The sequence below is a fragment of the Streptomyces sp. NPDC042364 genome (assembly GCF_056437585.1).
Map to the genome: position 1 here is coordinate 28,960 of NZ_JBWKAJ010000021.1, position 25,149 is coordinate 54,108.

25 protein-coding genes and 1 pseudogene are annotated in these 25,149 nt (G+C 72.0%); 17 read left to right on the plus strand and 9 right to left on the minus strand.

From position 1 onward, the window contains the following. Positions 1-386 precede the first annotated feature (386 nt). From AC067N_RS31300 to AC067N_RS31320, 5 genes are read left to right on the plus strand one after another with little or no spacing between them, the layout of a single operon-like run. Positions 387-1,286, plus strand: a complete 900-nt coding sequence (locus tag AC067N_RS31300) for an STAS domain-containing protein (RefSeq protein ID WP_478682273.1) — start codon at positions 387-389, stop codon at positions 1,284-1,286. After that, positions 1,283-1,723, plus strand: a complete 441-nt coding sequence (locus tag AC067N_RS31305; RefSeq protein ID WP_478682274.1) for an STAS domain-containing protein — start codon at positions 1,283-1,285, stop codon at positions 1,721-1,723. The genes AC067N_RS31300 and AC067N_RS31305 overlap by 4 nt, the downstream gene beginning before the upstream one ends. Then, a complete protein-coding gene (locus tag AC067N_RS31310; protein WP_478682356.1) occupies positions 1,723-2,160 on the plus strand; it encodes an anti-sigma regulatory factor in 438 nt (145 codons plus the stop codon). Before AC067N_RS31305 ends, AC067N_RS31310 begins: the two co-directional genes overlap by 1 nt. Beyond that, positions 2,160-3,224, plus strand: coding sequence for an ATP-binding SpoIIE family protein phosphatase (locus AC067N_RS31315; protein WP_478682275.1), 1,065 nt, complete (start codon positions 2,160-2,162; stop codon positions 3,222-3,224). The genes AC067N_RS31310 and AC067N_RS31315 overlap by 1 nt, the downstream gene beginning before the upstream one ends. Beyond that, on the plus strand, positions 3,221-4,966 hold the full coding sequence (locus AC067N_RS31320) for a PP2C family protein-serine/threonine phosphatase (RefSeq protein WP_478682276.1): 1,746 nt from the start codon (positions 3,221-3,223) through the stop codon (positions 4,964-4,966). Before AC067N_RS31315 ends, AC067N_RS31320 begins: the two co-directional genes overlap by 4 nt. 34 nt (positions 4,967-5,000) lie before the next feature. Here the strand turns inward: AC067N_RS31320 and AC067N_RS31325 are convergent, their stop codons facing one another. From AC067N_RS31325 to AC067N_RS31340, 4 genes are all read right to left on the minus strand, one after another. Beyond that, positions 5,001-5,810, minus strand: a complete 810-nt coding sequence (locus AC067N_RS31325; RefSeq protein WP_478682277.1) for an SAM-dependent methyltransferase — start codon at positions 5,808-5,810, stop codon at positions 5,001-5,003. Positions 5,811-5,843: 33 nt separating this feature from the next. Next, a complete protein-coding gene (locus tag AC067N_RS31330) occupies positions 5,844-6,389 on the minus strand; it encodes a hypothetical protein (RefSeq protein ID WP_478682278.1) in 546 nt (181 codons plus the stop codon). Between the two features lie 250 nt (positions 6,390-6,639). Beyond that, positions 6,640-6,891: a DUF397 domain-containing protein gene (locus AC067N_RS31335; RefSeq protein WP_478682279.1), complete on the minus strand. Its 252-nt coding sequence runs from the start codon at positions 6,889-6,891 to the stop codon at positions 6,640-6,642. Between the two features lie 3 nt (positions 6,892-6,894). Continuing rightward, entirely contained in the window at positions 6,895-7,716 is an 822-nt protein-coding gene (locus tag AC067N_RS31340) for a helix-turn-helix domain-containing protein (RefSeq protein WP_478682280.1), read from the minus strand. 306 nt (positions 7,717-8,022) lie between these two features. Between AC067N_RS31340 and AC067N_RS31345 the strand changes: the two genes are divergently transcribed. Next, positions 8,023-9,435 carry a hypothetical protein gene (locus tag AC067N_RS31345; RefSeq protein WP_478682281.1) on the plus strand — a complete coding sequence of 471 codons (1,413 nt, stop codon included), beginning with the start codon at positions 8,023-8,025 and terminating at the stop codon, positions 9,433-9,435. Positions 9,436-9,692: 257 nt separating this feature from the next. On the opposite strand, the gene AC067N_RS31350 is transcribed toward AC067N_RS31345, so the two are convergent. Beyond that, on the minus strand, positions 9,693-13,409 hold the full coding sequence (locus tag AC067N_RS31350) for an nSTAND1 domain-containing NTPase (protein WP_478682282.1): 3,717 nt from the start codon (positions 13,407-13,409) through the stop codon (positions 9,693-9,695). Between the two features lie 294 nt (positions 13,410-13,703). Between AC067N_RS31350 and AC067N_RS31355 the strand changes: the two genes are divergently transcribed. The 5 genes from AC067N_RS31355 (at position 13,704) to AC067N_RS31375 (ending at position 17,142) form a co-directional block, all read left to right on the plus strand. Next, positions 13,704-14,879 (plus strand): acyltransferase family protein, encoded by a 1,176-nt coding sequence (locus AC067N_RS31355; protein WP_478682357.1) that lies wholly within the window; start codon positions 13,704-13,706, stop codon positions 14,877-14,879. Positions 14,880-15,155: 276 nt separating this feature from the next. Beyond that, positions 15,156-15,287 carry a hypothetical protein gene (locus tag AC067N_RS31360; RefSeq protein ID WP_478682283.1) on the plus strand — a complete coding sequence of 44 codons (132 nt, stop codon included), beginning with the start codon at positions 15,156-15,158 and terminating at the stop codon, positions 15,285-15,287. A gap of 29 nt (positions 15,288-15,316) precedes the next feature. After that, positions 15,317-15,703, plus strand: a complete 387-nt coding sequence (locus AC067N_RS31365; protein ID WP_478682284.1) for an ATP-binding protein — start codon at positions 15,317-15,319, stop codon at positions 15,701-15,703. Then, positions 15,700-16,251, plus strand: a complete 552-nt coding sequence (locus AC067N_RS31370) for a DUF6624 domain-containing protein (protein ID WP_478682285.1) — start codon at positions 15,700-15,702, stop codon at positions 16,249-16,251. Before AC067N_RS31365 ends, AC067N_RS31370 begins: the two co-directional genes overlap by 4 nt. A gap of 456 nt (positions 16,252-16,707) precedes the next feature. Then, positions 16,708-17,142, plus strand: coding sequence for a VOC family protein (locus AC067N_RS31375; RefSeq protein ID WP_478682286.1), 435 nt, complete (start codon positions 16,708-16,710; stop codon positions 17,140-17,142). A gap of 71 nt (positions 17,143-17,213) precedes the next feature. Here AC067N_RS31375 and mraY read toward each other — a convergent pair whose 3' ends face one another. Continuing rightward, positions 17,214-18,281: a phospho-N-acetylmuramoyl-pentapeptide-transferase gene (gene mraY / locus AC067N_RS31380; RefSeq protein ID WP_159765356.1), complete on the minus strand. Its 1,068-nt coding sequence runs from the start codon at positions 18,279-18,281 to the stop codon at positions 17,214-17,216. Positions 18,282-18,540: 259 nt separating this feature from the next. Between mraY and AC067N_RS31385 the strand changes: the two genes are divergently transcribed. Then, a complete protein-coding gene (locus tag AC067N_RS31385) occupies positions 18,541-19,041 on the plus strand; it encodes a hypothetical protein (RefSeq protein WP_478682287.1) in 501 nt (166 codons plus the stop codon). Between the two features lie 161 nt (positions 19,042-19,202). Here AC067N_RS31385 and AC067N_RS31390 read toward each other — a convergent pair. Further along, positions 19,203-19,328: pseudogene (locus AC067N_RS31390) on the minus strand (aldo/keto reductase); the annotation flags it as partial. Positions 19,329-19,624: 296 nt separating this feature from the next. Further along, positions 19,625-20,230 carry a LysE/ArgO family amino acid transporter gene (locus tag AC067N_RS31395; RefSeq protein WP_478682288.1) on the minus strand — a complete coding sequence of 202 codons (606 nt, stop codon included), beginning with the start codon at positions 20,228-20,230 and terminating at the stop codon, positions 19,625-19,627. Between the two features lie 89 nt (positions 20,231-20,319). On the opposite strand from AC067N_RS31395, the gene AC067N_RS31400 reads away from it, so the two are divergent. Then, positions 20,320-21,231 carry a LysR family transcriptional regulator ArgP gene (locus AC067N_RS31400; protein ID WP_478682289.1) on the plus strand — a complete coding sequence of 304 codons (912 nt, stop codon included), beginning with the start codon at positions 20,320-20,322 and terminating at the stop codon, positions 21,229-21,231. Positions 21,232-21,287: 56 nt separating this feature from the next. Here the strand turns inward: AC067N_RS31400 and AC067N_RS31405 are convergent, their stop codons facing one another. Continuing rightward, complete coding sequence (locus tag AC067N_RS31405; protein WP_478682290.1) at positions 21,288-21,959, minus strand: NUDIX domain-containing protein; 672 nt, start codon at positions 21,957-21,959, stop codon at positions 21,288-21,290. A gap of 101 nt (positions 21,960-22,060) precedes the next feature. On the opposite strand from AC067N_RS31405, the gene AC067N_RS31410 reads away from it, so the two are divergent. From AC067N_RS31410 to melC1, 4 genes are all read left to right on the plus strand, one after another. Continuing rightward, positions 22,061-22,735, plus strand: coding sequence for an AIM24 family protein (locus AC067N_RS31410; RefSeq protein WP_478682291.1), 675 nt, complete (start codon positions 22,061-22,063; stop codon positions 22,733-22,735). Between the two features lie 93 nt (positions 22,736-22,828). Beyond that, a complete protein-coding gene (locus AC067N_RS31415; RefSeq protein WP_478682292.1) occupies positions 22,829-23,455 on the plus strand; it encodes an alpha-ketoglutarate-dependent dioxygenase AlkB in 627 nt (208 codons plus the stop codon). Positions 23,456-23,537: 82 nt separating this feature from the next. Beyond that, the gene (locus AC067N_RS31420; protein ID WP_478682293.1) at positions 23,538-24,086 is read left to right on the plus strand and encodes a GNAT family N-acetyltransferase; all 549 of its coding nucleotides are present in this window, start codon (positions 23,538-23,540) and stop codon (positions 24,084-24,086) included. A gap of 660 nt (positions 24,087-24,746) precedes the next feature. Continuing rightward, positions 24,747-25,109 (plus strand): apotyrosinase chaperone MelC1, encoded by a 363-nt coding sequence (gene melC1 / locus AC067N_RS31425; protein WP_478682294.1) that lies wholly within the window; start codon positions 24,747-24,749, stop codon positions 25,107-25,109. Positions 25,110-25,149 lie beyond the last annotated feature (40 nt).

Sequence of the window (25,149 nt, forward strand, 5' to 3'; positions counted from 1 at the left end):
GTCCGTGCCACGGCGGTGTCGCGCGAGGCGGGGGAGAACCGTCCGCGCCGGGCCGCTCGCGGGCGGGGTGGGCGCCGGGCGACGACGCCGGGCTCACGCCCGCCGAAGCCCTGCTCCCTTTGACGGTCGCGGGGTCGGCCGACCGCGGGGGGCACGGAAGCGAGGGCGCTCAGGCCGGCGTCGTCCTTCCTCGGGCGGGCCGCGTGTACCGGCCGTATGGCGAGAAGCCGTCGGCGTGCGGCGGCCCCGAGAGTCGAGCCGGGCGACCGGCTCTTCTTCATGAGCGCCGGGGTGGACGACCTCATCACCGGGTGCGCCGCCCCAGGACTTCGCCCACCCTTCGTTCCCCGCAGCGGGAAGTCGTACCAGTACGTGAGGAGAGACCCGTGCCGGAGCAGGACACGGCAGGCAACCGCAGGACACCGGCCCAGGAGGTGGCGGGCTTCCTGCGCGACCGTCAGGAACAGATCGCGCAGCGCTGGGCCGACGCCGCGCTGTTCCGTACCGTCTTCACCCACTCGCGGGACGAGGCGGTGGAAGCGGGCCGGGCCGTCGTGGACGCGCTCGCCGCCGTGGCCACCGCGGAAAGGGTCGAGGACGCCGAGTCCGACGGCTTCCACGTGGTGCGGGACCAGCTCGCGCGGACGGCCGCCTCCCGGACGCGGGCCGGTTCCACCATCACCCAGATCTCCGCCGAGGTGGACGCGCTGCGTCTCCCCGTGACCGACCTCTTCCTCGCCGAGTTCGCCGGCGCGCCCGCGGAACACGTCCGGGAGTGCACCACGACCCTGACGGTGCTCATGGGCACGCTGCGGCTGGTCGTACTGGAGACGGCGCTGAGCGAGGGCGAGGAGGTCATCAACCGGCAGCGGATGCAGCTGCTCGAGGTCGCCACTCCGGTGATCAAGCTGTGGGAGGGCATCGTCGCCGTCCCCCTGATCGGCACGTTGGACAGCGCGCGCAGCCAGGTCGTGATGGAGACGCTGCTGGACTCCATCGTGGAGCAGCACGCCAGGTTCGCCATCCTGGACATCACCGGCGTGCCGACCGTCGACTCCCTGGTGGCCCAGCACCTGATGAAGACGGTCGCGGCGGCCCGGCTGATGGGAGCCGAGTGCATCGTCTCCGGGATCCGCCCGCCCATCGCGCAGACCATCGTGCACCTGGGCATCGACCTCAGCTCGGTGCTGACCCGCGCGAGCCTCGCGGACGCCCTCGCCTACGCACTGCGGCAGCAGGGCGCGGACATCGTCGCCCGCGAGGGCGCCGGTTCGGAGTACAGGTGAGCGGCGCGTTCCCCTCCCCGTACGGCGGGCCGTCCCCGTACGCGGCTCCCGTCCCCGTCCTGAAGCTGGGCGACGTACTGCTGGTGACGCTGCAGGGCGATCTGCACGACGGCACGGCCGAGCAGCTCCAGCAGGACATCAGCGACACGGTGGCGCGCAGCGGGGCCACCGGAGTGGTCATCGACCTGTCCGGTGTCGAGATCGTCGACTCGTACCTGGGGCGGGTGCTCGGTGACATCGCCGCCCAGACGAGTCTGCTCGCCGCACGGACCGTCGTGGCGGGCATGCGTCCGGCGGTGGCGATCACACTGGTGGAGCTGGGGCTGACGCTGCCCGGACTGCGTACCGCGCTCGACACCGAGGACGCGATGCGCCTCCTCGGCGACAAGCCCCCGGCCCTCCCCCGCCCGGGGCGCACCCGCCAGGAGAGTGTGTGATGCAGACCGCCGGCGTCTCCGCCTGCCTGCCGATCCACTCGGACCTGGATCTGGTGTGGGTGCGGCAGCATGTGCGGCAGGCGGCCGCCCAGCTCGGCTTCGGCCTGGTCGAACAGACGAAACTGGTGACCGCGGCCAGCGAGTTGGCCCGCAACACCCTGATCCACGGCGGCGGGGGACAGATGGAGTGCGCGCCGGCGACCAGCGGGGCCGTACGCGGGCTGAGGCTGGCGTTCAGCGACGAGGGGCCGGGCATCCCGGACCTCGACCAGGCCCTCGTGGACGGCTTCACCTCCGGTGAGGGCCTCGGCATGGGGCTGGGCGGTGCGCGACGCCTGGTCCACGACTTCAAGATCGACAGCCGCCCCGGCGGGGGCACCACCGTGACGGTGACGTCCTGGTTGTCGAGTCCGCCTCGTCCGCGCGAGGAGCGGTGATGCCACGCGTCTGGGAGGTGCCGGTACGCGACTCGACCCGGGTGCGCGACGCCCGGGTGGCCGCTCAGGAAGCGGCCGGGCGGGCGGGGCTGGACGAGGACCGGGGCGCCGAAGCGGCGCTCGTGGCGACCGAGCTGGCCACCAATCTGCTCAAGCACGCCGACGGCGGGCTGATACTGCTGGATGTCGTGGAGCGGCCCTCCGCGGACGGCGACGGCCGGGCCCCGATGGTGCAGATCGTGGCAATCGACCACGGGCCGGGGATGCGTGATGTGACGGGCGCGCTGCGGGACGGCTACTCGACCACCTCCTCCCTCGGCGCGGGCCTCGGCACCTGTCGCCGGGTCGCCGACGACTTCGATCTGCACAGCACGGTCGGCCGGGGCACCGTCGCCCTGGCGCGGCTCGGTTCCCGACGCCGACGCGGGGCCCCCGCGCGTTCCGCCGGTCACGGGGTGCGGGCCGGCGGCGTCAACATCCCCTTCGCGGGTGCGGAGTTCTCCGGCGACGCCTGGGCGTGGGTGCGGGCGGACCACCTCACGACACTGCTCCTCGCCGACGGGCTGGGGCACGGCCCCGAGGCGGCGCGCGCCTCCTCGGCGGCGGTGGAGGAACTGCGCCGGGTGCCCGACCTGCCGCCCGCTCAGGTGCTGCGCCGACTGGAGGGCGCGCTGCGCGACACCCGGGGGGCGGCGGTCGCCGTCGCCCAACTCGACGCATCGGCCGGGCGGTTGCTCTTCACCGGCGTCGGCAACGTAGGGGCGCGACTGCGGACCGGCGCGACCTGGCAGCCCCTGTTGTCGCGGCCCGGGATCGTGGGCGCGCACCGGTCGGCGACACTTCCGCAGCACGAGCTGCCCTGGGGGGACGACTGTCTTCTCGTACTGCACAGCGACGGTCTGCCGAGCCGCTGGAGCCCCGGCCCGGCAGCCCACAGCACCGCTCTCGACCCCGCTGTCGTGGCCGCAGTGATCGTGCGTGACGCGAGCAGCCCCGCCCGGCCGGTCCGCGACGACACCAGTGTCGCGGTGCTGAGCCCCTCCCCGCCGGATCACCTCCCATGACCAGGACCTGGCACATCAGTTCCGTCACCGACGCGGCTCGCGCCCGGATCGCCACCGCGCGAATGGCCACGGCGCACGGGGTGTCCCCGACCGACCGGGCCCGGCTGGTGGCCGCCCTCACCGCGCAGCTGCGGCAGTGCCTCACCAAGGGCGGCACCTGGGTGTTGAGCGCGCGGGCCGCGGCGACACCGCCGGCCGGCAGCCGGTTCCTCGTCGAGGTGACCTCGGCGACGCAGCGGCCGGGTGAGTTCCGGCAGCCCTGGCGGCTGACCGTCGGCTGCGCCCAGGAGGTGGTGCTCCCGGACTCCGGGCACGTGGGCGACGACCCGGTGACGCTGGCGGAGGCCCTGTTCGGGGCGGACGAGGACGCCGCGCTGCTGCTGGAGAAGCTCGACGAGCAGGAGGCGCTGGTCGCCTTCCACCGCGAGGAACTGCACCAGACCAACCAGGGTGTTCTCGCGCTCCACGCCGAGCTGGACGCGGCCGGACGCGCGCAGCGGGAACTGTTCGACGCCGAGCAGAAGGCCCGTGAGGAGGCCGAGAACGCGCGCGGCCGGCTCACCTTCCTCGCCGACGCCAGCGCGGCCCTGACGGCGTCCCTCAACCATGACGAGATCGTGCGGCTGCTGCCGACGCTGCTGGTGCCGCGGTACGCCCGCACCGCCGACGTCTGGCTGTTCGACGGGGACGACGAAGCGCGCCTGAGCGGCCCGCGCCCGGCGGCCGCCGTCGTGGCCGCGCGTCGCGGTCGTCCCCAGTACGCGGCCGACCATCCGGGCGGTCTCCCCGGGGTCGACGACCAGCCGCCCTCGGCGCTGGAACCCGAGCGGCCGCTGCTGTGCGTGCCCCTGATGACGCGGGGGACCCCGCTGGGTGTGCTGACCCTGTCGCCGCCGGGCGAACGCTGGGACGCGGACGACGCGTTCATGCTGATCGAACTCGCCCGCCGGGCCGGTGTCGCCCTGGAGAACGCCCGGCGCTTCGAGCACAACCGGGACATCGCCGAGACCCTGCAGCGCGCTCTGCTCACCGAGCTGCCCCTCACACCGGGGCTGCGGCTCGCGGCGCGCTATCTGCCGGCCACCCGGGGCCTGAACATCGGCGGCGACTGGTACGACGCCTTCCGCCAGCCCGACGGCAGCCTGATCACGGTGATCGGCGATGTCACCGGGCACGGTCTGCGCGCCGCCGTGATGATGAGCCAGCTGCGGACCGCGCTGCGCGCGTACGCGGTGGACGGCAAGAGTCCCGGCCAGCTCCTCACCCAGCTGCATCTGTTCCTGCACCATCTGCAGCCCGATCTGTACGCCACGGCCGTCATCGCCCGCTTCCATCCGCACGAGCCGACCCTGACCTGGGCGGCGGCGGGGCATCCGCCACCGGTGCTGCGCTCGCCCGACGGCGGGGTGCGGGTGCTCGACGCCAAGCCGGGTGCGATGCTCGGCATCCCGCTGCGTCAGGAGATCGCCGACCACACCGTCCCGCTGCCGCCCGGCTCGACGCTCGCGCTGTACACGGACGGTCTGGTGGAGCGCCGCGCCCAGGGCATAGACCCGGGTATCGACCGTCTGGCCACGGCGCTCGGCGCCCTGCGGCCGGCGGCCCTCGACGAGGATCTCGAGGGCTCCGCCGATCTGCTGCTGCATCCGCTGCTGGACGACTCCGAGCACGAGGACGACGTGTGCCTGCTGCTGTGCCATGTGCACAGCGGCATCGGGAAGGTCATGACCCCGCTTCAGTGAACCGGTGGGCCGTGGTGCGTCCCGGGCGGAGCCGTCACGGCTTGTACGCCACTCCCCCGTACACGTCCGTCGGCTCCGGGTTCGTGCCCGGCTCGGGACGCCAGAGCGGGCAGGAGACGATGCCGGGTTCCAGCAGCTCCAGGCCCTCGTAGTAGGCGGTCAGCTGACGGGGGCTGCGCAGGACGTACGGGACGGCGCCGGTGTCGTCGTAGCCCTCCTGGGCCCGCTTGAGTTCGGCGTCGGTGTCCGTGCTGTCGTAGTGGACGAAGTAGCTGCCCGAGGGCAGCGCCGCCTGCAGCCGGCGGACGATGTCCTTGGCCTCCTCGTAGTCCTGGACGTGGCCGAGGATGCCCATGAGCATGAGGGCGACGGGCTTGCTGAAGTCGAGGATCTTCCCGGCGTGTTCGAGGATCGCGTCGGGATCGTGCAGGTCGGCGTCGACGTAGTCGGTGGTGCCTTCGGGGGTGCTGGTGAGCAGGGCCTGGGCGTGGCGCAGGACCAGGGGGTCGTTGTCGACGTAGACGATGCGGGACTCGGGGGCGACCTTCTGGGCGACCTGGTGGGTGTTGTCATAGGTCGGCAGGCCGGTGCCGATGTCCAGGAACTGGCGGATGCCGCGCTCGCGGGCCACGAAGGTGACCGTGCGGATCAGGTAGACGCGGGAGGCGCGGGCCATCGTCTCGATGTTGGGGGCGATCTCCCGGTAGGCGTCACCGGCGATCCGGTCGACCTCGTAGTTGTCCTTGCCGCCCATCCAGTAGTTCCAGATACGGGCCGAGTGCGGCACCGTGGTGTCGATCTTCGACAGGGCTTCCTGGTCGGGGGTGGGGTGGCCGTCTGGCATGGGACTCTCCTGCCTCACATCGCGTGGTCGTCGCTAACCTATCGTCAACTGTGCTTCCTCGCCCACGAGTTGGGACGGGCGGGAATCAGGTGCCCGGATGGGGCGGCCCGTCTCGCCGACCCGGACGGTCACGACCGGGACATGCTGGGCAAGGGTGTCGAAAGCGCGGGCGTAGGCGATGGCGGCCTCCGCCGCCTCGGTGTCCTGCTCGTCGCCGGGCCGGTGGTCCCGCTCGCACGGGGTGTGGTCCGTCGTGGTCAGGTGGAGCATGGCGCCGTCGCGTTCGGCCACCGCCTCGGCGAAGTCGAGGGCCTGGATCCAGGTGACCCGGGACCGGCCGCGGCGCAGCGGTCCGTGGATCAGCTCGGCGATCAGGCCGCTGTCGACGGCCAGCCGGTCCGGACCGGCGAGGAGTTCACGGTAGGGCAGGGCCGGGTCGAGGTGGTGCAGGCCGGGCGGCATGTGCCGGATCTGGAAGCCCAGCCGGGCCAGCCCGGCGATCAGACGGGCCCGGCCCGGCCCCTCGTGCCCCTCGATGATCAGGGTGCGGTAGCGGGCGAGTGGGGACGGCGTGGTCATCCCCGCCTCTCGGGAGCGGCCCGGTCGGGGCGGCCGGCGTGTCGGGCGGTCGGCCTGGCCGGGCCGGGGACACGAGGCGGCGTGCGCATGCCGCTCCCTTCGGGTGGTGCGCCTGCGGGTGTGTGCCCGCCCCCGTGCGGACGGGGTTCCCCAGTGTGCGCGGAGGCGGCGGGTGCGGGGAGTCCGTACGGGCGTTGTCCGGTTGTGCGGGCGTAGTGGTGGTGGGGGCGCCCGGCTCCCCCGCGTCCGGTCAGGCGATGAGGAAGTCGGCCGCTCCGGCCTTGGCGCCCTCCAGGAAAGCCACCATCTCCTCGCGCGAGTAGACGAGGGCGGGGCCGTCGGGGTCCTTGGACTGACGGATGGCGACACTGCCGTCGGGCAGGCGCTTTGCCTCGACGCAGGAGCCGCCGTTGGTGCCGCTCCAGGGCTTGCGCCAGCCCTCGGCGCCCAGTTCGGGCGCGGGCATGCCGCTGTGTACGGGGCCTTCGGGTGTCCTTGCCATGTGTCACAACTCCTTGCGTAGTGCCGCCAGGATGTCCCTGGTCCGGGCCACCGGTTCCGCCTGCACGGACATCCGGTCGAGCACCTCCAGGTAGGTCACGACGTCCGCGGGCTGGTCGACGTACTGGGCGCCGGCGAGGCCCTCGGTGTAGACGATGTCGGGGAGTTCGGAGAAGCCGAAGCGGAAGTAGTGGAAGGGCCCGTACGCGCCGGGGTGCGGTCCTGCGGCGAAGCGCATGATCTGGATCCTGATCTTGGGTCGCTCCGTGGCCTCGACGAGCCGGTCGATCTGGGCCCGCATCACCTCGGCGCCGCCGACCGGCCTGCGCAGCACGGTCTCGTCGAGGATGGCCCAGATGGCGGGCGCCTCGGGCTTGACCAGCAGGTCCTGGCGCCTGAGCCGTAACGCGACCCGGCGGTCGACGTCCTCGGGGCTCGCGTTGGGGAAGCCGACGCGCATGAGCGCGGCGGCGTAGTCGTGGGTCTGCAACAGGCCGGGGACGTATTGGGGTTCGTAGAGACGGATGACCTGGGCTTCGCTCTCCAGGCTCACGTATGCGCTGAACCAGTCGGGCAGCACGTCGCGGAACTTGTGCCACCAGCCGGGTTGGTTGGCCTCCCGGGCGAGGGAGAGGAAGTCCTCGATCTCGGCGCCGGAGACCCCGTAGGTGCGCAGCAACTCCTTCACATAGGGGATGCGGAGGCCGACCTCGGCCTTCTCCATGCGGCGGACCGTCAGCGCGGTGACCTCGATGGCGCGGGCGGCCTCGTCGAAGGAGACTCCGGCCTGCTCCCGTAACTGCCGGAGCCGCTTTCCGAGAACCATGCGCAGGACTGTGGGAGCCGCCGGGGCGCTCCCTCCGACGCGGGTCTCGCTCACGTGCAACCTCCCGGGGCGGGATTCACAGCGTGCAGTGTGCCACGCGTTCCGTTGACAAGGACAGGTCCTCGCGGTTCATTCTGAAATTATCAGAACGCCGGTTGCGGGCTGAGCTGTTCGGCCACCATAGTGATCGAGTGACCTGGCGCACACCGCGCGCAGCGTCCCTCGAACTACTCCGGCCTGCCTCGGAGTTGGCGCATGGGCGGGCACGGGTTCAACAGCAGCGCGCCGACACGATGCGACTCCTGGATGGCCGCCGTGACCAACGGATTAGCAAGGAACCCGGTGAAATCGCCCGCTGGGCCCAACAAGCCGCTCGCGGCGGCGTTGAAGGAGGCCGGCTGTTCGTACGCCTCGCTCGCTCTCCGGGTCAATGAGCTGGGCCGCTGCCAGGGCTCGGAGACCAACTACGACAAGGCCTCGGTGACCCGCTGGTTACAGGGCCAGCAACCGCGGGGCAACACGCCCGAGTTGATCGCCGCCGTCCTCGGTGAACGACTGGGCCGTGCCCTGACTCCGGCGGATCTCGGCTTTCCACTCGACCGGGGACGGCCGGTGACGGGGCGGGCGCTGATGTACGGGGAGAACGTGTCGGAGACCCTGCACACCCTGGCCGAGCTGGGCTCGACCGACATCTCGCGACGGAGTCTGCTGGGTTCGGTGCCGTTCGTGCCGGGCGCGCTGACGAACCCTCAGCGGGCTTGGCTGCTGTGGCTGGTGGAGAGCCGCGACACCCCGCGGCTCGCGTCCGTGTCGGGCACCGGGCCGGTGGAGCAGGTCCACGCGATGATCCGCATGTTCGACGAGATGGACAACCAGTACGGGGGCGGCGGGGTCCGCACCAGCATCGTCCAGTACCTGACCACCGAGGTCATCCCGATGCTGCAGCAGCGTGGCAGGCCCGCCAACCAGCGGCGCGAGCTGTTCGCCGCCGCGGCGCGGCTGGCCGCCATGGCGGGCTGGAGTTCGTACGACGCCGGGGAGTACGGCCTGGCGCAGCGGTACATGACGCAGGGGCTCAGGTTGTGCGCGGAGGGCCGCGACCATGTACTGGGCGGGCAGATCCTGGCCGGGCTGTCGCATCTGGCGACCAGTCTGGGCCGCCCCGACGAGGGGGTGGCGCTGGCGCGGGCCGGTGTCGCCACGGCCAAGGACGCGGGCAGTCCGCTCGGGCTGATGCGGCTGCACGCCATGTCCGCGCGGGGGCACGCGGCGCTGGGGCGGCCCCGGGAGACCGCCGAGGCCCTGCGTGCGGCGGAGCGGCAGCTGGCCGCGAGCCGGGGCGCGGCCCAGGAGTCCCCGTGGGTGCGGTTCCTCGACCATCACTATCTCCAGGCCGAGTCGGCCGTCTGCTTCCGTGATCTGGGCCTGGCCGCCCAGGCCGAGCACACGGCGAGCGAGTCGGTGCGCGCCCACGCCGACCGCCGGCGGCGGCAGGCCATCAGCCGGTCCGTACTGGCCACGGCCCATCTCCAGCAGAACCGCCTCGACGAGGCCGTCGCCACCGCCACCGAGGCGCTGGAGGCGCTCAGCGATGTGCACAGCGAGCGGTCCATCCAGGCCCTGCGCGACTTCCGGGGGCGGCTCGCGGCCCGTCGGCACGAGCCGGTGGTGCAGGAGTTCGAGCGCCGTTCGCGGGTGGTGCTGGGGGCGGCGGCCTGAGGGGCGGCCGCGGCCGGTCCACGGGCAGCCTCAGCGGCTGCGGTACGGCGGCCAGTTCGCGCCGCCCGTACGAGGACTGCGCGGCGAGCACGCTGTCCGGGGCGGTGGCGTCGCCGAGCAGGTCCCGCTGCCAGAGCACGCCGAACAACCGCCGCGGAGCACCGGCCGCCCAGCCCGGATGGATGTCATGGACAGGACAGAGCAGCGGACTGAGGATCTGTCAGCGCCCCCCGGAGTTCCGTCCGCCGACGGGCCTGTCACGCGACCGTCTCGCAGCCGGTGCCGTCTGACCCGGCGGGCAGGTACCGGGACCGTTCCACTGAGGTGAGAGCGCGGCCGGCGGCCTCGCAGATGTCGCGGACGGCGCCGTCCGGGTCAGGCAGGTCGACCTGCCACAGCCCGACCGTGCCGCCCGTACCGATGGCCAGGGTCCGTCCGTCCGGGCTGAACGCAACTACCGGATGGGATCGGGTCGGCAGGGTCATCCTGGGCAGGCCCGTGGCGAGGTCCCACAGGCGGACTCGTTCGGCGCCGCTGACGGCCAGGGTCCGTCCATCGGGGCTGAAGACCGGCGGCGCGTCCCCACCCTCGACACGCAGGCTGTTCCGGAGCCGGCCGGTGCGCACGCTCCATGTCTTCAGATCCGTGCCGCTGAGGGTGGCGAGGGTGCGCCCGTCCGGGCTGAACGCGAGCGTCAGCGAGCCGCGGGCACCGGGCTGGACGACGCGTTCGACGCGGCCGGTCGCGGCGTCGAACAGCGTGACCCGGTCGCCGCCGGACCCTACGTCGACGACGGCGAGTGTGCGGCCGTCCGGGGTGAACGCGACCGTCCTGACTGGTCGGCCGCGGCCGACGGTGCGGAGTGTGCCGGTGGACAGGGACCAGATCCTTACCCGTCCTGCCGTGTCGACCACGGCAAGCCGGGCCCCTCCGGGGCTGAAGACCACCATGTCGACTCCTCCCAGCGCACGGCTGCGATGAAGGCGCCCCGTGGCGATCTCCCGTACCTCGACCAGTCTGTGCCCGACGACCCGGGCGGCCAGGGCACGTCCCGTCGCTCCGAACCCGACGGCACCGTCGCGGGAAGCTGTCGGAGGCGACTGCTGCCCCCGTGGTGCCGGGCCGGCGTCGAGCGCCAGCACGGCTTCGCGGTCGCCTGTTCCGGTGTCCCACAGCTGCACCGTCCGGCGGCCGGGCGGACCCTGCTGCACCGCGCCCACCGTGTGTCCGTCCGGGCTGAAGGCCAAGTCGGACACATACGTCCCGGCAGGGCCCCGCAGAGTGGTCACCGGGCGATCGCGCCCGACACGGTGGACGCGGACGCCGGTTTCCACGGCGCTGCCGGTGACCAGGGTGCGCCCGTCCGCACTCAGGACCGCTTCCACCCTCCCCCTCCGGCGGTGACCGGTGGTCACGGTGGCCCGCACCTCGCCGGAGGCGGTGTCCCACACGCGCACGGTGCCTCCGGCCCCCGGGACGGCGAGGGTCCGGCCGTCGGGAGTGAAGACCACCTCGTTCGCACCGCCTGGAGCAGCCCTGAGGGTGCGCCGTACGCGGCCGGTGGCCACGTCGCGCAGGTGCACCACATCGTCGGCCCGCGTCTCCGCGTACGTCCGGCCGTCGGGGCTGAGAGTCACCGCCCCGCCCGCGGTCCGGCTGTCGTGGCCGGACCGGGTGCGGCCCGTGACCGCGTCCCACACCCGCACCCTGCCACCGGGGCTCACCGAGACGACGGTGCTTCCGTCGGGGCCGAAGGCGACCGCTCGCGGATCGAGATGGCCGGTGAGGCGGTGCCGCTCACGGCCGGTGGTCACGTCCCACACACGTACGGCCGACGGCGACGAGGCGGCCACGGCCCGGCCGTCGGGGCTGAAGGCCATGCCGCGTACCGCGCCGTCGGGGACGGCCAGGGTTCTCAGTTTCCTGCCGGTGACGGGGTCCCACAGGCCGATCACCACTCCGGAACCGGTGGCGGAGGCGACGGCGAGGGTGCGTCCGTCGGGGCTGAACTCCATGCCCCCGCCGTTGTCGCGGACGATGAGCGTCAGGCGGAGCCGGCCACCTGGCAGGTCCCAGATCCGCACACCGCCGTCTCCGCTGTGGGCGGCGACGGTGCGTCCGTCGGGGCTGAGGGCGAGGGCATGCACGGGTTCGGTGCCACCGGCCAGGCGGTTACGCAACGGCAGTGCCGCGGCGGCGAACAGGGCGGCGGACGCTTCCCGGGTGGGACTGGTCCGGTAGGCGTGGACGGCTAGCAGGGCGGCGAGGTCGGGTTCGGAATCGAGCAACGCATTTGACCGGGCCGCCAGTTGACGGGACTCGGCCAGGTACTGGGCGGCGACCGCGCTCTGCCACTGCCCGACGGCGAGGCCGGTGGCGACGAGGGCGAGGCACAGAGCGGCGGTGACCGCCGTGAGCAGCAGTCGGGACCGTCGCCGCCCCTTCCGTTCCTCTTCGTGTCCGGCGTCGAGGAAGGCACGTTCCCCGTCGGTCAGCTCTCCTCGCGCCGCGCCACCGAAGTGTTCCCGGGCGGCGGCGAGTCGGCTTCCGCGCCACAAGGCGCCCTGCTCGCATCCCAGTTGATGCCAGGTGTGGGACGCCTCGGTCAGCTTCCGGTGCAGGCGGAGGCGTTCGCGGTCCTCCTCGATCCACTCGCGCAGGCGGGGCCAGGCCGTGATCAGTGCCTCATGGGCCATCTCGACCGTGTCGCCGTTCAATGTGAGCAGCCGCGCCCGGGCGAGTTCCTCCACCACCCGGGCGGTGTCGTCCCGACCCGCGGCGTCACCACCCGTGCCGGGCAGTTCGGCGCGTTGGACGGGCCGGCGAGTGTCGGGCGTGTCGTCGCCGGGAGCCACCAGGCGCAGCAGCACCCGGCGGGCGGCGGCCGCCTGGTCCTCCGTGAAACGGCCGTGGACCTCCTCGGCGGTCCTGGCGATCGCACCGTCCAGGCATCCGGCCGCCTCGTACCCCGCCATGGTCAATGTCCTGCCTCGGCGGCGGCGCCAGGTCTCCAGCAACGCGTGGGACAGCAACGGCAGTCCGCCCGGCGCGTCGGCGACCTCCCCGACGAGACGGGCGGTGAGGGCGCGTTCCACGGACAGTCCCGCGGCCCTGGCCGGCTTGACGACGGCATCGCGAAGTTCCGCCTCGTTCATCGCGCCGGCGAGGAGGTTGGCGTCGCGCAACGCGTCGGCGAGGTCGCGGTGCTCGGCGCAGCGTCCGTAGAAGTCACCGCGCACCGCGAGCAGGACGCGCAGGCGGCTCTCGGGCCGTCGGGCCGTCAGCAGCAGTTCGACGAAGCGGGCTCGCTCGGTCTGGTCGTGGCAGAGGGTGAATACCTCTTCGAACTGGTCGACGACCACGATCGTGTCCCCCGCACCGTCGTCGGACGACTTCGCCGGTGACAGGAGGGGGGCATGCCTGTGGGCGGGCCGTTCGCCCGGTGTCAGGATCCGGATCGCGGCCGGGCGGAAGCCCGGTTCCCGGGCGTTCCGCAGGACGGGGATCAGACCCGCCCGCAGCAGGGAGGACTTTCCGCTGCCGGAAGGCCCGAAGAGCGCGGCGAACCGCCGGCGGCGCAGCAGGGCGACCAGGTCGGCGGTGAGCTGCTCCCGGCCGAAGAACAGGCCGCTGTCCCCGGTCTCGAAGCGTGCCAGCCCCCGGTACGGGGAGGGTGATCCGTCGTCCTCCGGAGAGCCGTCACCGGCCGCCTCCCGCACCGCCTCCTTCCACCGGGCCTCCCATTCATCGAGGTCCCCACCGCACGCCTCCGCATAGGCGAGGGCCACCGGCAGCGTCGGCAACCGCTCGCCCGCCGCGGCCTGGGACAGCGTGGTCACCGAGTAGCCCGCCCGCCGGGCGAGCGACCGGTAGGTGATGCCGTCCGCCTCCGCCCTCAACCTGCGTAACCCGTACGCGAACCGCTGCACCGGACCAGCCGCCGGATCCACCGGCACCTCATGACGCCCCGCCACGCCTTCCCCCTCCCGGCCGCTCCGGTTTCAGAAGCGGCCCCGCTCCCCTGGCCTGGCCTGGCCTGGCCTGGCCACACGGACGACGCACGCACCCGGTTCATTGTTCGGTCGCCGTCGCAGTGCTGCCGAACAATGATCCAGCCGTTGAACTCGGTGACGTCGCATCCCGACCTCACCAGAAGGAATCTCCCTCCGCACATGGAATCCCCATCTGCCGTCCCGGCCGCACGGACACCATCACGCTCGGCAATAAATCTTTTACCTAAAGTCACCACACTGGAGGGTCCAGCCCGGCTGGGCTGGCTTGACGCATTGCGAGGTCTCGCCGCGCTCGTCGTGGTGTTCGACCACGCGTCGTACACCTTCATGGCGGACTTCCGGCGGGAGGTGATGCCGCAGTTCAATGCCGGCCGCTACGGGATCATGGTGTTCTTCCTCGTGAGCGGCTATATCATCCCTGCGTCGCTCGAACGTGTGGGCTGCGTGCGGACCTTCTGGATCGGGCGCCTGTTCCGTGTGTATCCGCTGTGGGCCGCCGTCGTCACCGCCCTCCTCGCGCTTCAGCTGTCCGGCCTCGCACCGTTGCGTGACTTCGGCGGGCAGAGTGCGATCGCCGTGGCCGCGGCGCACGCGACGATGCTCCAGGAGTTGCTCGGGACGCCGAATCTCCTGCTCGTGCTGTGGACGCTCTCGTACGAGATGTCCTTCTATCTGCTGGTCGTCGCTCTCTTCACGGTGCGCCTGCACCGGCGGTCCGCGGCGGTCGCGGTCGTCCTGGCCGGACTCGGCGCGGCGAGCGTGGCGGCGGGGGTGTCCCTGTCAGGTTCTGCGCTGTCCGGCCTGGTCGGCACGGGGCCGTTGATCGCGGCCGCTTCGACCACCATGGGGGTGGCCATCTGCTGCGCGAGCGCCGGGTCGCCCGTACTCCGTTGGTTCGGGGGCCTGTTGGGCGGTGTGCCGGCACTCGTCCTGGTCCCGTTCAACGGCACGGTCCCGCTCTGGGAGGGGCTGACGATCCTCGCAGTGATGTTTCTGGGCACCGCCTTCCACCGTGCCGAGCACGGTCGGAGCACCTGGCTTCTGGCGGCAGTCACCGCCACCTTGGTCGTCGCCTGTGCCGTGTGGAGCGCCTATGGGTACGGCGACGGCGGCCACTTCACACGGCGCGGCTGGATCGCCGCGTTCCTGCTGGCTGTGCTCTCCTTCGCCGTCGGACTGCTGTTCCGCCGCCGACGCGTGCCGAGGCTGCTGACCGGACTGGGCACGATCAGCTACTCGGTCTATCTGGTGCATCCGCTGCTGCTGGCCGTGATCGACGGCACGATCGGCCGACGGCGGCAGGACAGTCTCGCACTCGTCGTGGCCTTCTACGCCGTGCTGCTGCCCCTGTGTCTGCTGACCTACCGTTGCGTGGAGGCGCCGAGCCAGGCCGTGGGCCGCAGGGTGGCCGGCCGGCTGCAACCGCCGTGACCTGCGCTCGGGATGACGTCGCCTCACCGTACGGGGTGCGCGTGCCGGCGGCCCGGGATGCGCATCGGGCCCGGTGACACGGCGTTGACGCGGACACGGCCGTTACCGGGTTCGCGGGCGAGGGATCCCGGGGGGGTGGGGCACAGCCCGCGCCACTACTCGCCCGCACCTGCACAACCCCTCCACCACCTGGTGTTCTGCGGGGCCGGTGCTGTTGTCTTCGACAACAGCACCGGCGGCCGTCAGCGGCCGCCCCGAGCACCGAGGAGGAACCCGATGACGGCAGTCCGTGTCCGCGCGACCCGCCGGCGGATCCCTGCCGCACTGGCGCACGACCCCGGCTGGAGCGTCCGTACCGCCCCGTCCGGCGGGGCGGCCCCGGGGGCGGACGCGGTGATGCTGCCTTGATCTCGCTCCAGAGGTCCCGACTGGTCCGCATGGCGGTGCCCGCGCGTGCGTCGTGCGCCGCCGGGGTGCGGCGCATGGTGGCCGCGCATCTCGCACGATGGGACCTGTCCGCGATCGCCGACGACGCCGTGCTCGCCACGGACGAACTGTTCGCCAACGCGGTCCGGCACACGAGCGCCGGCCCCGCCGACACCATCGCCGTCACCGTCGAATGCTCCGAGCGCGCACTACGCGTGACGCTCGCCGACCCCTCGCCCGCACGGCCCCGGCCCAGGGCGGTGGACGCCACCGCCGAATCGGGGCGCGGGCTGGCCATCGTCGCCGCGCTGGCCGACGACTGGGGCACCGATCCGCCGGACGCGGGCGACGTGGGCAAGCGCGTATGGTTCTCCCTCGCCGTACGGGAGCCGATGTGAGAGACGCCCCGACCAGGGAAGACGCCCCCCGCACCACCGCTCCGCCACACCGGGTCCTGGCCGCCGAGCTGGTCCGCAGGGCGGAGGACGAGCGACGGCTGGCCCACGAGGCGCGGTCCGCCCCGACCGTCCGGGCCCGCGTCCGCATCGCCGAGTGCCGGGCCGGCAACGCGGACGCCCTCCGCGCGATCGTCGCCCGGCACGGCTGGCCCACCGCGGCCCTCGTCGGAGAGCCGGCCTCGACGGCCGCCCTCATGATCCTGCTGCACTCCCCGGACCTGGGGTTCCAGCTGACCTGCCGCGATCTGATCGCCGAGGCCGTCGCGGACGGCCGCTGCCCCGCCGTGCACCACGCCTATATCGCCGACCACTGCGCGGTCGAACTGGACCAGCCTCAGTTCTACGGCACCCGCATCAATCCCGGCACGCTCTTCCCGTACCCGATCCGCCACCCCGAGACGGTCGACGAACGCCGCCACGACGTCGGGCTCGGCCCCTTGGCGGAGCACCTGCGGGCCGTGCGGTTGGGGGCGAGCGGGGTGTCTTGAACGTCGCATTCCACCGGATCGGCCGGTGTCCGGGCGCGTGTGCCCGCGCGCGGCCCCCCGCCGGGGCGTGTGTGCCCGCGGCGCGGGTCCGGCCCGGCCCGGATGCGGCGAGCCCGGGCGAGCCGACGAGGGCGGGTGCCGGAGCCCTGTGCTCTCGGGTGCCCGAAGGCGTTGCGCACCGGCCTTCTGCTGCACCGTGGCCGCGATCCCATGGCCGACGCTCCCGAGGAGGCGCCCGCGGAGCGGTTCGCCGCCTCCGGACGGCCCGGCTGCCGGAGGAGGCATCCGTCCCCGCCTCGCGGCCGATCAGGGTCGAGACGGGGAGGACGCTTCTCCGTCCTGCCGAACCAGGCAGGAAGGTTCGGCAGGCACGGATCAGCGGGCCGTCGGGCCGTGTGCTTCCCCGCTGACCGAATTCCCTTCGCGCAGCCGCGCGGCAGGCGTTATGGTGCGCCGATGTCTTCGATCAAGAAGTTCCAGGTCACCTTCGACTGCGCGGATCCCGAGCGTCTCGCCCGCTTCTGGTGCGAGGTGCTGGGGTACGTCGTACCACCGCCGCCGGAGGGGTTCGCGACGTGGGACGATTTCGACCGCTCCCTGCCACCCGAGCGACAGGGGCAGGGGTTCGCGTGCAGCGATCCCACAGGCGTGGGCCCGCGCCTGTACTTCCAGCGCGTCCCCGAAGGCAAGGTCGTCAAGAACCGGGTCCACCTCGACGTGCGGGTCGGCACCGGGCTCGTGGGGGAAGAGCGCCTGGCCGCACTGGAGGCCGAGTGTGCCCGGCTGGTCGCGCTCGGCGCGGTCCGCGAACGACTGCTGCGTGCCGACGGCGTCTATGAGTCGTGCATCGTGATGCAGGACATCGAGGGCAACGAGTTCTGCCTCGACTGAGCGCCGACGGCTCGGGCGTGCCGCGTGACCGACGGGTGGCCGACGGGGCTTCGCGACACGCCCCCGGAGGCTCAGCCCGCGGCCCAGCCCGTGTAGAAGAGGCCCAGGCCGACGATCACGCAGATGCCCTGGATGGTCCAGAAGCGGACGACGACCAGGACTTCGGACCAGCCCTTGAGTTCGAAGTGGTGTTGCAGCGGGGCCATTCGGAAGACCCGTCGGCCGGTCAGCTTGAACGAGCCGACCTGGATGATCACGGACAGGGTGATCAGCACGAAGAGTCCGCCGAGCACCACGAGCAGCAGCTCGGTGCGGGAGCAGATGGCGAGGCCCGCCAGGGCGCCGCCGAGGGCCAGTGAACCGGTGTCGCCCATGAAGATCTTGGCCGGTGAGGTGTTCCACCACAGGAAGCCGAAGCAGGCTCCCATCAGCGCGGCGGCGACGACGGCCAGGTCGAGCGGATCGCGCACCTCGATGCAGGAGGCGGGGTCGGTGAGTTCCATGGCGTTGGCGCAGGAGTTCTGGAACTGCCACAGACCGATGAAGGTGTAGCCGCCGAAGACCATGACGGACGCGCCGGTCGCCAGTCCGTCCAGACCGTCGGTGAGGTTCACGCCGTTCGACATGGCGAGGATCATGAACAGTGCCCAGACGACGAACAGGACCGGCCCGATGGTCCAGCCGAAGTCCGTGACGAAGGACAGTTTCAGCGAGGCGGGCGTCTGGCCCCGCTCGTCCGCGAACCGGATGGCCAGCACGGCGAAGACGATGCCGACGACGAGCTGGCCGGCCATCTTCGCCCCGGCCCGCAGACCGAGCGAACGCCGCTTGACGATCTTGATGTAGTCGTCGAGGAACCCGACGACGCCCATGCCCGCCATCAGGAACAGCACCAGGACACCGGGATAGGTGGGGCTCTCACCGGTGAGGATCTTGGTCAGCGCATAGGCGACGAGGGTGGCCAGGATGAAGGCGATGCCGCCCATGGTCGGAGTGCCGCGCTTGCTGGCGTGCTCGCGGGGGCCGTCGTCCCGGATGTACTGGCCGTATCCCTTGCGGGCCAGCAGCTTGATCAGCAGCGGTGTGCCGATGAGCGTCAGGAACAGGCCTATGGCCCCGGCGTACAGGATCTGGTTCATGGGTCGGCGGTCTCCCCCTCGGCCTCACTCTGATCGGCGACCGCCTCGTCGGACTCGCGGGCTGTCACGGACGACACCCTATGCCGATGCTGGATCTTCCCCGGCCGGTGGGTAGTTGACCGTCCGGCCCGTCGCGGCGCGACCGCGGGCAGCCGACACGGGACCGCGGTCGACGACGTGATCGGCCGGTGTGACCGGCCGTCAGCGGGCGGCGGATTCGGCTTGGGACGCCGGACGTGGAGCTGAGAGACTGCGCGTCATGGCCTCGCTCACTCCCGCACGCGCCCTGCTGATGCTCACCACCGGGCTGACCTGCCTGCTCATGGCGGGCGGCGCCCTGATCGGCGCGTTGCTCGGCGGCGGCGTCATCGCGCTGGGCGCGGCCGTCTGCGCGGGTCTCGTGGGCATGGTGGGATCGCTGATCGTGCGGCGGCGGGCGATGGCGCACTTCGCCATGGCGCAGCGTCAGGCGGGCCAGCGGGGGTACGCCGAGGGGATCGCCCACGGCGTACTCATCCATGTGACGGCGTACGAGGCCGCCGTCTTCCCCCGCACCGGGCCGTCCGGGGTCTCGCCCGAGGAGCGGGAGGCCCGGCGCACCATCGCCTATCGGATGGCCGCCCTGGACGAGGTGCCGCAACGGGTGCGGCTGGCCGCGGCGGACGCCCTCGCCCTGTTGGACAGGACCGATCGCGAGGGCGCCGAGGAAGCGCTGACCCGGCTGGCGACGACCGTGCGCCAGGAGTACACCCGGCCCTGAGGCGCGGCCCGGGCGAGCGGCCGTAGGCGCGGCGCGGCCACTGAGCCGCGCCCGCTTCCGGACGCCCGCCGTCCGCTCGCCCGGAACGCCTTTCGTCCGGAACGGCCGTCGCTCGGAACGGCCTTCGCCCGGAACGCCGCTCGTCCGGAAGCGGGCGCGGCTCAGTGGCCGCTGATCGCGCGGGGCGTGTAGGGCCGCTCCAGTTCCTCGATCTCCTTGTCGGTGAGGGTGATGTCGAGGGCGGCCACGGCGTCGTCGAGGTGGTGGGGCCTGGTGGCGCCGACGACGGTGGAGGGCCACAGGCGCCGGTAGGCGGGCCGGCGCAGCGGTCGGGTGTCCATGGCGAAGCGGCGCCGGCCGCCGCGGGGCGCGGCCCCGGGTCGTCCTCCGGGGCGGTGTCGTCGCCGGTGCTCCTGGTGGTGTCGCGGAGATCACCACCGGCGGGACAGCGGGTCGGGTTCCGCCGCTGTCTCACCTGCTGTCGGCACCGCTTCGGCCGCCGGTCCCACCGCCGTCGCGAGGCACCGCGCCCGGCTCACGCCCCGGTTCCGCCCCGGTTCAACGCCCCGGTTCACGCCCCGGTTCACGCCCCGGCGATCAGCATGCCGCCGAGGACGAGCATGGTGACCGCGACCAGGCCGTCCAGGGCGCGCCATGCCTCGGGACGGGACAGGAAGCGGCTGAGCAGCCGGGCGCCGAACCCGAGGGCCGCGAACCAGCACAGGCTCGCCAGGGCCGCGCCGATGCCGAAGGTCCAGCGCAGGGGGCCGCGGTCGGCGGCGATGGAGCCGACCAGGAACACGGTGTCGAGGTAGACGTGGGGGTTCAGCCAGGTCAGCGCCAGACAGGTGAGGACGGCCCGGCGCACCGAGCCCTCCGTTCCGCTCCCCGCCCGCAGCGCGTCACCGGCGGGCCTGAGCGCGCGGCGTGCGGCGAGGATGCCGTAAACGACGAGGAAGCCGCCGCCGACGAGGGCGACAGCGGTGAGGGCGGCCGGCCAGGCGACGACCACGGCGCCGACCCCGGCGACGCCGAGCGCGATCAGCACCGCGTCGGACAGGGCGCAGATCGCCACGACCGCGAGCACCGCGTCCCGGTGCAGTCCTTGGCGCAGGACGAAGGCGTTCTGGGCGCCGATGGCGACGATGAGGGAGAGGCCGGTGCCGAATCCGGCGCTGAGGGCGGTCATTTCGCTGAGCACAGGGTCGACGCTAGAAAATTCCGCGCCATGCGTACAGCTAAAGATTCTTACGTATCATTAGCAGTGGTGATGCGCTCGTGATGTCCCAGCTTCCGCTCGATCTCGTCCGGACCCTGCTCGCCGTGGTGGACGAGGGCACGTTCGACGCCGCGGCCGGTGCGCTGCATGTGACGCCGTCGGCGGTCAGCCAGCGGGTCAAGGCCCTGGAGCAGCGCGTCGGCCGGGTCCTGCTGATCCGGGAGAAGCCGGTGCGGCCCACAGAGTCCGGCGAGGTGATCGTCCAGTTCGCACGCCAGCTGTCCCGCCTCGAACACGACGCGCACGCCGCACTCGGCATGACCGGCGCCGGGGAGGCGACCCGGGTGTCGATCGCGGTGAACGCCGACTCGCTGGCGACCTGGTTCCTGCCCGCCCTGACCCGGGTGCCCGAGGAGCTGCGGCCCTGTTACGAGCTGCTCCGCGAGGACGAGCAGCACACGGCCCGGCTGCTGCGCGAGGGGCTGGTGATGGCCGCGGTCACCTCGGCGCCGGACGCCGTGGCCGGCTGCTCGGTCCGGTCTCTCGGGCTGATGCGGTACCTGCCCGTCGCGGCTCCGGCCTTCGCCGGGAGGTGGCTCGGCGCCGGATCGGACGCGCCGCTGGAGGAGCTGATCGTCGACGCGCCGGTGGTGTTCTTCGACCGGCGGGACGAGTTCCAGGACGCCTTCGTGCGGGGTCTGACCGGGGGCCGTCCGGCCTCCGCCCGACGGCACTACGTGCCGACGTCGGAGGGCTTCGTCGACGCGGTGGTCACGGGGATGGGCTGGGGCATGGTGCCCGCGACCCAGGCGGAGCCGTTGCTCGACGCGGGGCGGCTGGTCGACCTCGCGCCGGGGCGGGCCATGGCCGCCCCGCTGTTCTGGCAGCAGTGGAAGCTGGACTCCCCCGCGCTGACGGCCGTCGCGGAGGCAGTCGCCGCCGGGGCCGCCGAGGCACTGGAGCGTGCCTGACGGCCGCGGCGTCGACGGGGGTCAGGCTTGGGAAAGGGATCAGGCCTTGAAGGGGATCATGCCTTGAAGGGCCCCTCCAGCGCCGCCCATTGGAGCAGCATGATGGTCTTGGCGTCGGCGATCTCCCCGCTGCGGATCATCTCCAGGGCGCGCCGGAAGGGCAGTTCGACGAGTTCGATGTCCTCGCCCTCCTCGTCGAGGCCGCCGCCCTCGTGAGTGCGGGTCGAGGGGCCGTACGGGGCGGCGAAGAAGCTGACCCGCTCGGTGACGGAGCCGGGGCTCATGTAGACGTCGAAGACGTGCTGGATCTCGCCGATGGTGTGGCCCGTCTCCTCGACGGCCTCGCGACGCACGGCGACCTCGGGGTGCTCGTCCTCCTCGTCGAGCAGACCGCCCGGCGTCTCGACGAGCATGCCGTCGGGGTGGCCGTTGACGTACACGGGATAGCGGAACTGCCTGGTCAGCAGGACGGTTTCACGCTCGGTGTCGTAGAGCAGGACGGTGGCGCCGTTGCCCCGGTCGTGTGTCTCGCGCTCCTGGGTGATCCAGGTGCCGTCGGTGTGCTGGTAGTCGAAGGTGGTGGTGCGCTCCACGTACCAGTGGCAGGACAGCAGTTTCACGTCCCGCACCCTGACCCGTGGGTTGCCGGTGAGGTCGAGGCCCGTGCGGTCGAGTCCGGTGCGGCCCCGGCGGTCGGGGATGTCGACACCGACGTTCTTGTTGGTCATGTCCGCTTTTACCATTCCGGTCGAGGCCGTGCCAGGCACCTCAATTGCCCTGCACCGCGCGTCGCTTGGCGGAATCGGACACTCCGGGCCAGCATGCCCGTATGAAGAGCGATCTTTTCTCGAACGAGCACATGGTCCAGCCGGCGTACGCCCCGGGAATGACGGTGCAGAACGCCAAGTCCATCAAGTACGCCGTCAACGGCGAGATGCTCGCACGGCAGGGCGCGATGATCGCCTTCCGGGGGAACCTCCAGTTCGAACGCAAAGGCCAGGGCGTGGGCGGCATGCTCAAGCGCGCGGTCACCGGGGAGGGCCTGGCGCTGATGGCGGTGCGGGGTCAGGGCGAGGCCTGGTTCGCCCACGAGGCGCAGAACTGCTTCATCGTCGACATCGAGCCGGGTGACGTGTTCACCGTCAACGGCCGCAACGTGCTGTGCTTCGACTCCACGCTGTCGTACGAGATCAAGACCGTGAAGGGCGCCGGTATGACCGGTGGCGGGCTGTTCAACAGCGTGTTCACGGGCCAGGGCAGGCTCGGGCTCGTCTGCGACGGCAACCCGCTGGTCATCCCGGTCTCGCCGCAGCTCCCGGTGTTCGTCGACACGGACGCGGTCGTGGGCTGGACGGCCAACCTGCACACATCGCTGAACCGGTCGCAGTCGTTCGGCTCGATGATCCGCGGCGGCTCCGGGGAGGCCGTGCAGCTGAAGCTGGAGGGCGAGGGGTTCGTGGTCGTACGGCCGAGCGAGGTGACGCCCCAGGCCCAGCAGCACTGACCCAGAGGCGAGGAGGGAGCCCACCCCCGGAGCGATGTGCACCACAGACCCATGATCGAACAAATTTTCTATTAGCGGGGTAGGCTGGCCGGTATGGCCATGCACCTCCAGGGCTCCCTCTTCGACCAGTCCGACGATCTCCGCCTCGGCCCCCTCGACGGGCTCCGCCGGCGCGAGCTGGGCGCCGGGGCCTGGATCGATCTGCTGCCCGGCTGGCTCACCGGCGCCGACGCGCTGTTCACCCGGCTCGCCGGGGAGGTGCCCTGGCGGGCCGAGCGGCGGCAGATGTACGAGCAGATGGTCGACGTGCCCCGGCTGCTCGCCTTCTACGGCGTCCACGACCGGCTGCCGCATCCCGCTCTGGAGGAGGCCCGGGACGCGCTCTCCGCGCACTACACCGAGGAGCTGGGCGAACCGTTCGCCACGGCCGGGCTGTGCTACTACCGCGACGGCCGCGACAGCGTGGCCTGGCACGGCGACCGCATCGGCCGGGGCGCCCGGGAGGACACGATGGTGGCCATCCTGTCCGTGGGGGACCCCCGCGATCTGGCCCTGCGGCCGCACGGCGGCGGGGAGACACTGCGGTTCCCGCTGGGGCACGGCGACCTGGTCGTGATGGGCGGCTCCTGCCAGCGCACCTGGGACCACGCGGTCCCCAAGTCGACACGGGCCGTGGGTCCACGCATCAGCGTCCAGTTCCGGCCGCAGGGCGTCAGGTAAGGGCGTGTACCGAACGTGCCCGGTGAGAGTGGTGGAGAGCCTCGCCCATGATCCAGAATGACCCGTGATCCAGAATGACCGGATGGTCAGGCTTGAGACTTCCCGTTTGATCCTGCGTCGCCGGCGCGAGGAAGACGTTGCGCCCATGGCTGCCGTCAATGCCGACCCAGAGGTCATGCGGTGGATCCGTGACGGCAGCGTCCGCGAAGAGCAGCAGACTCGCGACGGCGTCCGGGCATGGGAGAGCGAGTGGGAGTCGCAGGGCTTCGGCCTGTTCGCCGTGGAGATCCGTTCCACTGGCGAACTGGCCGGGTTCACCGGCCTTTCGGTGCCCCACTTCATGCCGGAGGTACTGCCGGCGGTCGAGGTCGACTGGCGGCTGGGACGTTCCCACTGGGGGCGGGGCCTGGCCACCGAGGCGGCTGCGGCCGCCGTACGGTTCGGGTTCGAGGAGCGAGGGCTGGAGCGGATCGTCAGCATCACCCAGGTGGGCAACGCCGCCTCCGAACGGATCATGACCAAACTGGGGATGCGTCCGGTCCGTGAGACCGTCAATCCGACCTACGGGCGGCGAGTACGGGTGTTCGAGTTGTCGTCGGACCAGTACACGCTCGACGTCTCGCAGCCCTGACCAACCAGCCGTCACCGGTAATCACCCCCGGGCCGTCGGGGCCGCGCCCGCGCCACGAAACAAGATCATCACCCGGCCGAGGCCCACTTTCGGCACACGCCCCAGGTGATGCCCGTCGGGCGCACCCCGCCGCCCGGCCTGCTCCGGGAGGGCGAGCGCGCGGGACCGCCAGACGGCGGTAGAGCTGCGGCGGTACACACCGGCAGCACCGGGGAGTGCCGTCGGCCGAGGAGGGCGAACATCCGCTCCGGCGGGAGACGGACATAGCGCTGGAGGCTCTCGTACAGGCCCGCGGGTCCGCCGCCGATGCAAGCGATCTTCGCACTCACTCCCGTTTTGCTGCACAAAGCGATCAATTGAGCACGAAGAGTAGCCGCGCGTGAACGGTCCGGGTTCGCGTCACTTTGCACGCGTGACTCCAGCCACTGGAATCGCACCGCCGCCGCAAGATCATCGGCGGATGCCGCCCCATCGGGCGGAATATTTCCCTCCACACCCACTCGGAGGTGCGTCGCAGCAAGATCATCTTCGTTCAAGCTTGTACGACATTTACTTAATTGTCCGGTTCGCAGCCAACCGGCTTCCCGGGATTTCTTCGGTGATCCACTCGGTCGATAGGCATGAGGCGTCAACGAATCCCCCTTCCCGGAAGGTCTTCGCATGTCTGAGATCACCCGTCGTCATGTCCTCGGAGCCGGAGCCGCGGTGGCGGTGGCCGCGACGGCCGGCGCCGCCGCCCCGGCAGCGGTCGCCGACGACCACGACCACCACGGCGGCCCCGCCGCCTTCGACGAGGTCTACCGCGGGCGCCGGATACAGGGCAGGGCGGCCACGGGCGGCGGTCACCACCACGGCGCCGGATACGCCGTGTTCGTCGACGGGGTCGAGCTGCACCTGATGCGGAACGCCGACGGCAGCTGGATCAGTGTCGTCAGCCACTACTCCCCCGTGCCGACCCCGCGCGCCGCCGCGCGCGCCGCGGTCGACGAACTCCAGGGCGCCCGTCTCGTCCCCTTCAACTGACCGCACCCGCACCACGAGCACGACCAGCACCACGAGGAGC